We start from the raw sequence: 12,594 nt of genomic DNA on the forward strand, positions 1-12,594 counted from the left end.
ACGAAACTGTACGAAAAATACGAAAAAGAAAAGATGGAGAAATAAAATTTTCAATAGCCCATCAGCAAACAAACCGCATGCGCTTCCACGCCTTCTTCTCTTCCCACAAAACCAAGATGCTCGGTGGTGGTGGCTTTGATGGAAATATTTTTGAGAGGCATTTTTAAAATTTCGGCAATTATTTTTTTCATTTCAGGAATGAAGGGAGAAATTTTTGGTTGCTGGAGTGCAACGGTGCAATCCACATTTCCGATTTCATAGCCATTTTTTTTCAGCATGCTGTAAACCTGCTTCAAAAAATTTTTACTGTCAGCGCCTTTTAATTCTTCAGAGGTGTCGGGAAAATGATTGCCGATATCGCCCAGGTTGGCTGCGCCCAGCAACGCATCACAAATGGCATGAATCAATGTGTCTGCATCTGAATGGCCGACTGCTCCTTTGGTATGCGGAATTTTTATTCCTCCCAGAAAAAAATCTTTTCCTTCCTCCAGCGGATGTACATCATAGCCAAGCCCAACCCGTATTTTCATATATTAATTTTTTCCTTCGGGTGCGGGCTCTTTTTCTTTGAACGCATCAAAGTCGAACAGCAGTGAAAAGCGCAACGTGTTTTGAAGCGGATGGCGCTGCAAGGTGGGAACAAGATAGGCAAAATCTAAACTGAACACGGAATACTTAACGCCAATTCCAAAGTTGATAAATTTTCTTCCGCCTTTTGTGGCGGGCTCGTTAAAATAGCCGGCACGCAGGGCAAATTGCTTGGCGTACCAATATTCAAATCCACCGCCAATATTTATTTCGCGGAGTTCTTCGTTAAATCCTCCGGGCGCATCGGAAAAAGAACCGACCATTCCGCTCACCACCGATTTGGTTTTCCATGAACCGTTTGAATCCTGAGGATTGGGAGTGGGAACAAGAAGTTTATTGAAGTCGGCAGCGAGGGAAATTTCATTGTAATCGTCCAACTGAACATGGTAGCAGGAGCCAATGCGCATGTTGATGGGAATAAAATCTTTTTCTCCGCGGTCGCTGTAAGAAATTTTTGCGCCAATGTTTGAAATGTTAGCGCCAAACCGCCAGTTGGTTTTTTTTCCGTTCACATCTTTTTCACTTCCCTGGTAATATCCTGAAATATCTGCCGCCACTGAATTGCCCGCGTGTGTTTGCGAACCCTGCACAATAATGTTGCTGGTGAGGTTGGAATGAATGTAGCGAATGGCGCCTCCGCCAGAAAAATGTTCGCCCAACTTGGTTGCATAGCCCACATCGTAGGCAAATTCATTGGGGCGAAACTGGCCGATAACCTGGGCGTTTATATCGGTGAAAGTTATATCTCCGAGTGAAAAATAACGAAGCGAGGATGCAATGACTCCGTTCTTCTTTAACTTGTAATATCCGGCAAGATAAGCAAGAGAAATATCGGGAACCAGCGCGCGCAGCCAGGGCGTGTATGAAATGGAAATGCCTGTTTGCTTTTTCACAAAGGCATACTTGGATGGATTCCAATGCATGGAGTTTGCATCGGGCGCAGTGGCAACTCCGGCATCGCCCATGGCACCAGCGCGTGAATCGGGAGTAATTAAAAGAAAGGGAACTGCGGTGGTGATGGTGTTCAGGGTTTTACTGACATCCTGCCCGGCAATATTTACTTTTTGATTGCTTTGGGCAACGCAAAAAGTTTGAAAAAATAACCCTGATAAAATCAGGATTATATTGCAGGAAAAAATATTTTTTTCTGTCATCCTTATTTTTATTGCCGAAAAAAGAACGGCAAAAGTATTAATTTATTTTAGTATCACTAATTTTTCAAACTGCTCAGCCGATTCGCCTGTGGCAGCGCGCACGCGTATGCGGTAAATATAAACTCCGCGCCCAATTCTGTCTCCGTAATCATCGGTGCCGTCCCAGTCAACAGGGTCGGAGCGGAAGCCCTCCATGTTCACAATCTCATGAATGTTTTTCACCACTTTTCCCGAAATGGTAAAAATCTGAATCTGCACATCCATGTTCACGCAGCAAATATTATGTTCAAAATAAAAAGAGGTCTTTGTGGTGAAGGGGTTGGGATAATTCAGCACATGCTTGAGCGCAAGTTGGGCGGAAGTTGCCACCACAAAATCGGTGGAAGCGGTGGAAGAATTATTATACACATCCCAAACTTTTACGCCCAGCGTGTGGTGCCCTTCCGAAAGTTGCGAAAGCGGATAGCGGATGGTTCCTTTTTTATAACTGTTCATGTCTGATTCATAATAATCATTCAGCACAATGGGATGCGCATTGTCTGCATCGAGCACTGCCGTGAGGTCATGCCCTATGCCTGTGCCGGCAGTGTTGATTCCGCTTGAATCGCTCACCACCACATAAATTTTCGGGTCGGTGTTGGTGATTCCTCCCGAAACAAATTTTTCATTATTCAAATAAAGTTTTATTTCAGGACCTATTTTATCCTGCGCGGCAGTGGTATCGGTTCCGCCAATCACAAAGTCGGTAAAATAGCCGCTTCCGTCCTGATAGCCGTTATGCGTGAAGTAACTGATTCTTCCTTTGTCAAAATTATACGCAATGTCTTTGGGAACAATAAATGAAAAAGAAAACTTTCCGTTGGTAACGCTTGCTTTTCCTTTGAAGAGAACATTTTTCTGAAGTAAAAAAGGAAACTGCGTGTCGGCAGGATAATCATTTGCAAGCGTGGTGATTTTTGCCGCCTTGTCATACACGGTTGGAAAAATAATTCCGCTGAACCCCGAAAGAAGATTTCCGTTTTTATCGCGCACCTCTCCCTGAATGGTAAGTTTGCTGAGTGCGCGCGCAGTGTCGGGCTGCGTAACATTTACAGCCGCTCCGTTAATAGTGGTGGTGGCAACCGTATATTGAGGATAGTTTAATGAAAGCGCTGGGTCAGAGAGCAACGAAAAGTTGCGTTGATTTACATCTGAAGCATTCATATCTTTTTTTGTGAGCATGAATATATCGCCAAGGCGGGGCATTTGTCCGTTGGGCATGGGAGCAAAAGCATGATTGAAAAAAGCGGTATTCAATGCCTGGTTTCCATTGGCATAAGAAACGCGCGTGGTTGTCATTAGCCCGATAGAACCGCCAATGGGATTTAAAAAAGTTAATTCTCCTGCCGAAGTTTTTGAAGGATCATCCCAAACGCTGAAGTCGCAGGTGGCAGTAAAGAAAAACGGGAGTTTGCACTTGTTTGTCCATGATTCAATATCGTGAAGTTCAAGAATGCGCTTGTTCGACCAGCCCAATGTTCCTCCATGCCCCACATAATTCATGATTAAACCTCCGCGGTCTATGCGGTGATTGATGGCATTGTTCACATCGGGATATCTTCCTCCGCCAGGAGTAATCACTTCCTGGTAAGCATCGCTGTAAATTTTATCGAAGTTATAATTTTTATAACTGCCGGCAACCTGCGTTGCAAGCGCTTCAGAATTTATTTCAAAGGTATTGTCACCGTCATCGGCAACAAGGCAAATGGTGTTTATCCAATCGCCAAAGCCGGAGCATACATCGTTCGAGCAGGAGTTTTCAGGAATAATAACGCCCGGAATACTGGTATACTTTGTAATTTTTGTTACGGCAATATCGGCTTCGCTGTTCGATTTTACAGGAATGCGCCCCACGCCAATGTCAAGCACATCGGGCGTAACATCCCAATTGCCTTCATTGCTGTCGAGTTGCCCGTAAAAATCATCCGAAGGATAGGATTTTGTAACGTCCCATGAATTTCCCGATTCATAAGCGGGAACATAATTGGTATTGTTGGAAGTTCCCTTTTGATTGTAAGAACCCCTGCCGACAATCAAAAGATATTTTGGAAGTTGAGTGGAATCGGCAGCGCGCTCGTAAAACATTCTTACAAAATCGCGGATGGAAGAAACATCCTGCGCACCGGAAGAAAACTCATTGTAGATTTCTTGTGTGGTGGCAACCGAAACCGACAAACCATCCTGCTTGCGGTGTAAATCGGCAATGGCATTTGCCTGCGAAAGAAAAAGCGGATGCGCAACCACAATCAAATCGCTCTGTGTCATGCCGTGCAAATCCTGATTGGGAATTTTGCCTTCTGTTTTCGGAACAAGAAAAGTTTGCCCGCTGAACGCAATGAACTCCCGCAGCGAATCGGTGGGCAGCGTAAAATCAACCGAGCCGCCTGAAAAATTTATATCCTGAAGTTTTACATCGAACGGGTGGGTTACATCCCAAACTTTTACTGAAGACGTAGCATTCGATAAAATAAACTTTGAAACATTTCCTGCTTTCACCGAACCTGCATCGCGGAAAATCATCTCGCTTCCGTTCAAAGAAAGATTTCTTCTTGCGTTTACTTCAATATAATCCAGCCAGCCGATGGCAGGCGAAGGAGTAACTTTTGTAATCGTGACGGGAATAGTGGAAGAAGAAGAAAAACAACTCAGTGTGTCGGATGTATAATTATAATAAGTACCATAAATATTTCCCGTGTTCACACCCGCAATGCTGAAAGAGGAAGAAGCGCCACCGGCACTCCAGGAGAAATCGGTATTGCCCGCCTGTGAATCTCTTCGTGCCGATGTTTCCACTTTTACATAAGGACACGCGGTAGTTACAATATTAGGGAAATTAAAATTGAACGTATAAGAAGTGGTGATGTCAAAAATTTCTCCGAGCCATTTTCTTCCCGACTTAATCGGATTGTTGAGTTCGAGGTGGTGAAACTGGTAATCGTCAAAAGAGATGATGGTGTTGGTATGAGAAAGCGCTGAAGAATTCTGCAGGGAAATTCTTTTTCCGCTTCCGGGCAAATCGGCTGCAATAAAATAATAAGTTGTATCGGAATAAATATTCAGGTTATGATGAAACCATTTGTCCAGCGCGGAGTAAGCCCATCGGTGCTGCGATTGCCCGTAAAATAAAATGTAATCTGCCGAATCAAATTTTCCGTTATTGTTCTGGTCGAAAATATCAATGGCGTTTTCCTGCAAATCATCATAACGGAATTTGTTGTTTGCAAAGGACAGCTGTCCTCCGCCATTTCCATAAAGGCGAATGGCAGAAGTGGAAAGTGAATCCATTTCCACTCCTAAGTTTTTAAGGAATGCAACATCCATTTTATAAATTCCATCCGCCATCACGGCAATTTTATACCATTTGCCGTTTGCAAGAACAGAATTTGCAGCATACGTTTTGGGAGCAGGATTTATCTTGTTGGGGGTTTCTTTCGGAATAACCTGCAGCGAAAAAGAAATTAACTTTTCATAATTGCCGGTTGTTTTATTTTTTCTAATGGGAATGAACTGCACATACGCATACGGCTTCTTTTTAATCATAGAAAAAGTTGCCGCGGGAACAATTTCATCTGAAATAATATTTTTTATGGAAGCATTGTATCTTTCCACCGCCTTTTTTTCTTCTTCATTCAACAGCTGAAACTGAGCATTGAAAATTTTCACATCGGCTGAAAAAGAATTTAGCGGAAGGGAATATCTTTCCACATAAACAGGAAAAAGATGGTTGCTGAAATCGCGCTGCGCGCCAAAGAAATTTAATAACGAATGTTTTTCTTTACCGGGAAATTCTTCAACAGAAATTTTTTGCCATAAAATATTTTTCTGCCCCTCGCTTTCATATAAAGAAGAATTTCTGTTTTGAGAAAAAGAAATTTGAAACAAGACAAGAAAAAAAATAAAAAACGGATTTTTCATTGTTTCTGCTAAAAATTTCAAATGTAGTTTATTTTTTTCACGATTTTGAAAGATTTAAGAGTAATTAAAAAACCTTAATTTGCCTTTTTAAATATTATTAATACCTTTGTAGTTCGACAAGTTTTTGAATTTGGAATATTGTGAACATCGCCCCAACGAAAGTTGGAGAATAATATTTTATGCCATTAAAATTTTTTTGCTCTTAACGCGTATATTGAAAAAAAAATAAACGGAAGTATGAATAAGTTTTTACTCGCTCTTGCTGTAATTGTTTCTTATTTTTCTTTTGATAATAGAGTCAATGCGCAAGACCCGCACTTTACCCAGTTTTATGCAAACCCCATTTATCTGAATCCTGCATTTGCCGGAAGCCACCGCTGCCCCCGGATTATTTTTAATTACCGCAATCAGTGGCCTAATATTTCAGGAACATTTATTACAACAAGTTTTTCGTATGATATGCGCGTTGAGGCATTATCCGGAGGATTGGGAATTCATTTTCTGAATGACCGCGCAGGACAAGGCACCATGAGCATTACCCGTTTCAGCGCCATGTATGCTTACCAACTGGCAATTACCCGCGAATTCTCTATGGCATTCGGGCTTGAAGCAACCTACGGACAGAAAAAACTCGATTGGTCAAAACTTACTTTTGGCGATCAGATTGACCCCAAATACGGATTCATTTATCAAACGCTTGAAACAAAAAATCAGCAAGTGGTTTCTTATCCCGATTTTTCTGCAGGTGTGCTTGGATTCAGCAAACGGTTTTATGCCGGCTTTGCCGTGTTTCATCTTACTCAACCTGACGAAGCATTCATATACACAAACAGCCCTCTTCCCATGAAATATACAGGACACGTTGGCGCAGTAATTCCTCTTGACGGCAGATATGGCAACTCCAACATTTCTCCGAATATTATTTATCAGCAGCAACAAGATTTTCGCGAACTGAATCTCGGGCTTTATATTTCGAAAGGACCGATGGTGGGCGGACTGTGGTATAGAAATCAGGATGCAGTGGTTGCTTTAATTGGTTTTCAGCAAGACCCCGTGAAAATGGGATATAGTTATGACATTACTGTTTCAAAATTAGGAATAGTAACTGCGGGCTCACACGAAATTTCGTTCCAACTTCTTTTTAAATGCAGGCCGCGCCATAAAAAGTTCAGAACTGTAAGTTGTCCTTCTTTCTGATTCATCATAAAATATTTTAACAATAGTTTCGTTAGCGATTTATTTAAGAAGCATAAAAATCAAAATATGAAAACACTCACAAAAATCACACAGGTTATTCTCCTTGCCGGAGGAATTGTTTTTGTTTCATCGTGCGGAAAGGAAACTTCTCCTATTACAGGATGGAATTACAACGATGCCGCCAACGGAGGATTTGAAGTTCTTCCTTATGCCGAACAGGAAACAGGTCCCGGGCTTGTCCTTATTGAAGGCGGAACATTTACAATGGGGCGCGTGGAGCAGGATGTAAATTACGACTGGAACACCATTCCCCGCAGGGTAACCGTTTCGTCTTTTTACATGGATGAAACCGAAATCAGAAACCTTGATTACCTTGAATACCTGCACTGGCTCAACAGGATTTATGCATCTGATGAAACCTTTTACGAAATTTATAAAAGAGCGCTTCCCGATACATTGGTATGGAGGTCGCGCCTTGCATACAACGAGCCCTATGTTGAATATTATTTGCGCCATCCTTCTTATCGCGATTATCCGGTAGTGGGAATAAATTGGTTGCAGGCAAGTGATTTTTGTGTTTGGCGAACCGACCGCGTGAATGAATACATTCTCATCCGCGAAGGAATTCTCGATTGGGATTTGGGACAAAGTTTGGCGAATAATTTTAATACCGATGCTTACCTTTCCGGAAAATACGAAGGCGTAGTTAAGCAATTAATTCCCCGCCCGGATGGAACAGAAAGAAAAGTTCGCATGGAGGATGGGATTCTTTTGCCAAAGTATCGCCTTCCTACCGAAGCCGAGTGGGAATTTGCATCTTATGGATTAATTGGAAACACAGTGGAAGGACGTATTTTGAAAAGACGCCTTTATCCATGGAACGGTCACGCAGTTCGTAATCCGAATGATAAATTCATAGGAGATTTTATGGGGAACTTTGTAATTACAGGAGGTGATTACATGGGGATTGCAGGCCGCTTGAATGATGCTGCAGATATTACCGCTCCTGTTTATTCCTACTGGCCCAATGATTACGGATTATATAACATGGCCGGCAACGTAAGCGAATGGGTAATGGACGTATATCGCCCGCTTTCTTATATGGACATGGATGACTTCCGCCCTTTCCGCGGAAATGTTTTTAAAACTGCTATGAAAGATGAAGATGGAATTATGGTTGACCAAGGCGACTCATTGCTTTACGATGCCGACAGCAATCTTATCAGCCGCCCGGGAATGGTTAAGATGCGCGATGTGGATACTAAATACAAAGAAGACCATCTTGACGAGCGCAGAAATTATAAGTATGCGGATAATATCAACTATCACGATGGAGACCATCCATCGAGCATTAAATATAATGAAGATGCCCCTACTTCTGACAGAGAAGCAAATTTTGAAATGTACCAATACCCGGTTCGCAAAGGAGAATATCCGGATGTTAATCCGAAAGAAGCATATCAAATGTCTCTCGTTAACAATAAAGCCCACGTATATAAAGGGGGTTCATGGAGAGACAGGGCATATTGGATGGTTCCTGCAACACGAAGATTTCTTGACCAGCGCCAGGCAAAAGATTGCATTGGATTCCGTTGTGCAATGGCGCGCGTGGGAAGCCCGCAGGGAATGGGGACCAAGAAAAAATAATTGGCAAACAGAATAATAAATAAATCCCGTTACAAATTTGTAGCGGGATTTTTTGTTTGTCTACCTTTGTATTCTTATGAAGTTTCCAGAAATATCTAAACTTTACTCTCTCTTCCGGGATTTTCCGCAGGTAGTTACTGATAGCCGAAAGGCAACTTCCAATTCTATTTTCTTTGCATTGAAAGGAGAAAATTTTAACGGTAACCAGTTTGCAGAAATTGCTTTGAACCAGGGTTGTGCCTATGCAGTAATTGACGAAGAAAAATTTTATAAAGGCGAACGATATATTCTTGTGAATGATTCTCTGAAAACTTTGCAGGAGCTGGCAAAGTTTCATAGGGGGAAATTAAAAATTCCGTTCATCGCAATTACCGGCAGCAACGGCAAAACAACCACGAAAGAATTAATAAAATCTGTTCTGTCAAAAAAATTTAAAACACTCGCGACAGAAGGAAACCTGAATAATCATATTGGAGTTCCTCTTACAATTCTTTCTATAACATCTGAGATTGAAATAGTCATCATTGAAATGGGCGCAAATCATACAGGAGAAATTGCGATGTTGTGTGAAATTGCAAATCCTGATTATGGGCTCATCACCAATATTGGCAAAGCTCACATAGGCGAATTCGGAAGTTTTGGAAACATTGTGAAAGCAAAATCTGAACTATATGATTTCATCCGAAAGAAAAACGGAAAAGTTTTTATCAATACTGAAAATGATTTGCTGATGAAAAATGCCGAAGGAATAGAAAAGATTTCTTATGGGAATTCTGAAAACAATTTTTCTCAATGTGAATTTATTGAAGCCAATCCGAATTTGAAAGTGAAATATGAAAATGAAATTATTTCTTCCAATCTTATCGGCAAATACAATTTTGAAAATATTTCTGCAGCAATTTGTATAGGAAAATATTTTGGCATTGACGATAAAAAAATAAAAGAGGCGATTGAAGAATATGTTCCGTCTAACAACCGCTCTCAAGCGGTTCAGACAAAAAATAATTCCCTGATTCTTGATGCCTATAATGCAAACCCCTCCAGTATGCAGGCAGCTTTAGGAAATTTTTATGATATGGAAGGAGAAAACAAGTGGCTCATACTGGGAGATATGCTGGAACTTGGCAAATATGAAACCGAAGAACACGCAACTATTCTGAAACAAATTGCAGAGAAAAAATTTCAGAATGTTATTTTAGTAGGAGAAAGATTTTCAAAAGCAGTTTCAGAATTAAAAATTTCTTTCCCGAATCTTTTTCTTTTTAAAACTTCGGATGAACTTTCTGAAAAATTAAAATCCGATTCTCCAATAAAAAATTCTTCCCTTATTTTAATTAAAGGTTCCCGCGGAATGAAACTAGAAAAAGTGGTGGAATTTCTTTAAGCAAGCACCGAGCGCGAAATCACAATCTTCTGTACTTCAGTTGTGCCTTCGTATATCTGCGTAATCTTTGCATCGCGCATCAAACGCTCCACGTGATATTCTTTTACAAAACCATACCCACCGTGAACCTGCACAGCTTCCACAGTAGTTTCCATAGCTACTCTTGATGCATAAACTTTTGCCATCGCGCTCGCTGTTCCGTAATCTTCGTGGCGGTCTTTGAGCCACGCTGCTTTCAGGCAAAGCAATCGTGCCGCTTCAATTTCTGTCGCCATATCGGCAAGCTTAAATTGTATCGCCTGGTGATTTGAAATTGTTTTTCCGAATGCTTTTCTTTCTTTGGAGTAAGCGAGAGCAAGTTCATAGGCGCCCGAAGCAATTCCGAGGGCCTGCGCGGCAATTCCGATTCTTCCACCCGCTAAAGTTTTCATAGCGAACTTGAATCCGAAACCATCTTCGCCAATGCGATTTGCTTTGGGAACTTTTACATTCGTGAACATCAGCGAGTGCGTATCGCTTCCGCGAATTCCAAGTTTATCTTCTTTCTTTCCTACTTGAAAACCTTGCATTCCTTTTTCCACAATCAAACAATTAATTCCTTTATGTCCTTTTTCAGGATGTGTTTGCGCCATCACAAGATAAACGGAAGCTGTTCCTCCGTTCGTGATCCAGTTTTTAATTCCGTTCAGCAAATAATAATCGCCTTTATCTTCCGCAGTGGTTTTTTGCGAAGTGGCATCGCTACCCGCTTCCGGTTCGCTCAGACAAAATGCGCCAATGATTCCTCCTTTCGCAAGCGGAACCAAATATTTTTGTTTCTGTTCTTCCGTTCCAAAGGCTTCAAGTCCCCAGCACACCAGCGAATTGTTCACGCTCATCACCACCGAAGCAGAAGCATCCACTTTAGAAATTTCCTCCATCGCCAGCACGTATGAAATTGTATCCATTCCCCCGCCTCCGTATTTCGGGTCAACCATCATTCCGAGAAAACCAAGTTGCCCAAGTTGTTTAATTTCTTCCGTGGGAAATTTTTGTTTGTCATCGCGCTCGATTACACCCGGCTTTAAAACTTCCTGAGCGAAATCATGCGCGGCTTTTTGCACGGAAAGATGTTCTTCTGATAATTCAAACTTCATAGGTGCGAATATCGAATTTCTTACGAATATACGAATATCACTTATTAGTAATTTAGCGATATGGAGAAATACAAAGTCATTGGATTAATGTCCGGAACTTCCTTAGATGGATTGGATATTGCGTATTGTGAATATAAAAAAAACGAAAACTGGAAATACGAAATTATAAAAGCCGAAACAATTAACTATAATAAAGAATGGAAGAAAAAATTTTCATCTGCATTTGCAAAATCAAAAAAAGAAATTTCAAAACTGGATATTGAATACGGAAAATTCATAGGAGAAAAAGTAAATTCATTCATAAAGAAAAATAAAATCAAACCCGATTTTATTTCTTCGCACGGGCACACGGTTTTTCATCAGCCCGAAAAAAAAATCACACTTCAGATCGGAAATGGAAAAACAATTTCTTCGGTTTGCAAATTGCCGGTTATTTGTGATTTCCGTTCAGAAGATGTTGCGCTTGGCGGACAAGGTGCTCCGCTTGTTCCAATAGCCGATAAACTTCTTTTTTCGGATTATGATTTCTGTTTAAACCTCGGAGGAATCGCAAATATTTCCTATGACGATTCAAAAAGAAAAAGAATTGCCTTTGACATTTGTCCCGCAAACATTGTGCTGAATGATTTAGCAAACAAACTCGGAAAAGAATTTGACAAGGATGGAAAAATTTCTTCCAAAGGAAAAATTAATACCGAATTGCTGAATAAATTAAATGCTTTAGAATTTTATAAAACAAATTCTCCAAAATCTTTGGGAAGAGAATGGATTGAGAAATATTTTTTCCCTATCCTAAATTCATATAGCATTTCAATTCAGGACAAACTCCGAACAGTTGTTGAACACATATCAATGCCAATTGCTTTGGCTGTCAATTGCCAACTGCCAACTGCTAACTGCCAACTTTTAATTACTGGCGGTGGCGCTTACAATAAATTTCTCATCGAAAAAATTTCCGCGCATACAAACTGCAAAATAATTTTGCCCGATGACAAAACCATTCAATTCAAGGAAGCAATGGCTTTTGCTTTTCTTGGCGTGTTAAGAATGCGCAATGAAATAAATATTCTGAAAAGCGTTACCGGAGCAAAGCGCGACAGTTCGGGAGGAAGAATTTTTTTTCCAACTTAGAGTTGTTCTTCATCGAAAAACTCTTCTTCGTCTTCATCATCTGCGTCTCCTCCGCTCAAAATTGAATCCTCGAGGTTTTCCAATTTCGGTTCGCCCTCATTGAAGAATTCTCCTTCCCCTTCTGCGCCTTCGGTTTCTGTGGTTTCTTCCGCTGCTGCGTTATCCCACTCTTCCGATTTTGCTTTTGCTTTTTTGGAAGACGCTTTCATCGCTTTTATTTTTTGCGATGGAGTTTTTTTCTTAGCCGCTTTTTGCTTTTTTGCTTTTGGCGCTGGCTTTGCCTTCTTTGCTTTTTTCTTTTTTGATTTTGCTTTCTTCATAAAAGAAGTTTTTCAAAAATATCGCACTTGATTTCCAAGCACATTACAAAAGTAAAAACTTTTGATATAAAAAGAATAGGAGA

The 12,594-nt window shown here is 40.8% G+C and carries 9 protein-coding genes; 4 read left to right on the forward strand and 5 right to left on the reverse strand.

The window, feature by feature from the left end; translation table 11 throughout:
* Nucleotides 1-50: 50 nt before the first annotated feature.
* The 3 genes from HY063_07160 to porU are packed head-to-tail and all read right to left on the reverse strand — an operon-like array spanning nucleotide 51 to nucleotide 5,696.
* Nucleotides 51-530 (reverse strand): 2-C-methyl-D-erythritol 2,4-cyclodiphosphate synthase, encoded by a 480-nt coding sequence (locus HY063_07160; protein ID MBI3501556.1) that lies wholly within the window; start codon nucleotides 528-530, stop codon nucleotides 51-53.
* Between the two features lie 3 nt (nucleotides 531-533).
* The gene (porV, locus tag HY063_07165; GenBank protein MBI3501557.1) at nucleotides 534-1,742 is read right to left on the reverse strand and encodes a type IX secretion system outer membrane channel protein PorV; all 1,209 of its coding nucleotides are present in this window, start codon (nucleotides 1,740-1,742) and stop codon (nucleotides 534-536) included.
* Nucleotides 1,743-1,784: 42 nt separating this feature from the next.
* On the reverse strand, nucleotides 1,785-5,696 hold the full coding sequence (gene porU, locus HY063_07170) for a type IX secretion system sortase PorU (GenBank protein MBI3501558.1): 3,912 nt from the start codon (nucleotides 5,694-5,696) through the stop codon (nucleotides 1,785-1,787).
* A 237-nt stretch (nucleotides 5,697-5,933) separates the two neighbouring features.
* Between porU and HY063_07175 the strand changes: the two genes are divergently transcribed.
* The 3 genes from HY063_07175 (at nucleotide 5,934) to HY063_07185 (ending at nucleotide 9,924) form a co-directional block, all read left to right on the forward strand.
* On the forward strand, nucleotides 5,934-6,893 hold the full coding sequence (locus HY063_07175) for a type IX secretion system membrane protein PorP/SprF (GenBank protein MBI3501559.1): 960 nt from the start codon (nucleotides 5,934-5,936) through the stop codon (nucleotides 6,891-6,893).
* 66 nt (nucleotides 6,894-6,959) lie between these two features.
* The gene (gene gldJ / locus HY063_07180) at nucleotides 6,960-8,540 is read left to right on the forward strand and encodes a gliding motility lipoprotein GldJ (protein ID MBI3501560.1); all 1,581 of its coding nucleotides are present in this window, start codon (nucleotides 6,960-6,962) and stop codon (nucleotides 8,538-8,540) included.
* Between the two features lie 76 nt (nucleotides 8,541-8,616).
* Complete coding sequence (locus tag HY063_07185; protein ID MBI3501561.1) at nucleotides 8,617-9,924, forward strand: UDP-N-acetylmuramoyl-tripeptide--D-alanyl-D-alanine ligase; 1,308 nt, start codon at nucleotides 8,617-8,619, stop codon at nucleotides 9,922-9,924.
* Here HY063_07185 and HY063_07190 read toward each other — a convergent pair.
* Entirely contained in the window at nucleotides 9,921-11,060 is a 1,140-nt protein-coding gene (locus HY063_07190) for an acyl-CoA dehydrogenase (GenBank protein ID MBI3501562.1), read from the reverse strand. The genes HY063_07185 and HY063_07190 overlap by 4 nt on opposite strands.
* Before the next feature lie 60 nt (nucleotides 11,061-11,120).
* Between HY063_07190 and HY063_07195 the strand changes: the two genes are divergently transcribed.
* Nucleotides 11,121-12,191, forward strand: a complete 1,071-nt coding sequence (locus HY063_07195) for an anhydro-N-acetylmuramic acid kinase (protein ID MBI3501563.1) — start codon at nucleotides 11,121-11,123, stop codon at nucleotides 12,189-12,191.
* On the opposite strand, the gene HY063_07200 is transcribed toward HY063_07195, so the two are convergent.
* On the reverse strand, nucleotides 12,188-12,511 hold the full coding sequence (locus HY063_07200; GenBank protein MBI3501564.1) for a hypothetical protein: 324 nt from the start codon (nucleotides 12,509-12,511) through the stop codon (nucleotides 12,188-12,190). The two genes, HY063_07195 and HY063_07200, sit on opposite strands and share 4 nt — an antisense overlap.
* Between the last annotated feature and the right edge of the window lie 83 nt (nucleotides 12,512-12,594).

Source organism: Bacteroidota bacterium, from assembly GCA_016195025.1.
Classification (GTDB): Bacteria; Bacteroidota; Bacteroidia; order Palsa-948; family Palsa-948; genus Palsa-948.

What these genes read in the sequence shown, in the direction of transcription:
- HY063_07200 (MBI3501564.1), bottom strand. Translation starts at nt 12,511, where the DNA reads ATGAAGAAAGCAAAATCAAAAAAGAAAAAAGCAAAGAAGGCAAAGCCA.
- HY063_07190 (MBI3501562.1), bottom strand. Translation starts at nt 11,060, where the DNA reads ATGAAGTTTGAATTATCAGAAGAACATCTTTCCGTGCAAAAAGCCGCG.
- porV (MBI3501557.1), bottom strand. Translation starts at nt 1,742, where the DNA reads ATGACAGAAAAAAATATTTTTTCCTGCAATATAATCCTGATTTTATCA.
- HY063_07175 (MBI3501559.1), top strand. Translation starts at nt 5,934, where the DNA reads ATGAATAAGTTTTTACTCGCTCTTGCTGTAATTGTTTCTTATTTTTCT.
- HY063_07185 (MBI3501561.1), top strand. Translation starts at nt 8,617, where the DNA reads ATGAAGTTTCCAGAAATATCTAAACTTTACTCTCTCTTCCGGGATTTT.
- HY063_07195 (MBI3501563.1), top strand. Translation starts at nt 11,121, where the DNA reads ATGGAGAAATACAAAGTCATTGGATTAATGTCCGGAACTTCCTTAGAT.
- porU (MBI3501558.1), bottom strand. Translation starts at nt 5,696, where the DNA reads ATGAAAAATCCGTTTTTTATTTTTTTTCTTGTCTTGTTTCAAATTTCT.
- gldJ (MBI3501560.1), top strand. Translation starts at nt 6,960, where the DNA reads ATGAAAACACTCACAAAAATCACACAGGTTATTCTCCTTGCCGGAGGA.
- HY063_07160 (MBI3501556.1), bottom strand. Translation starts at nt 530, where the DNA reads ATGAAAATACGGGTTGGGCTTGGCTATGATGTACATCCGCTGGAGGAA.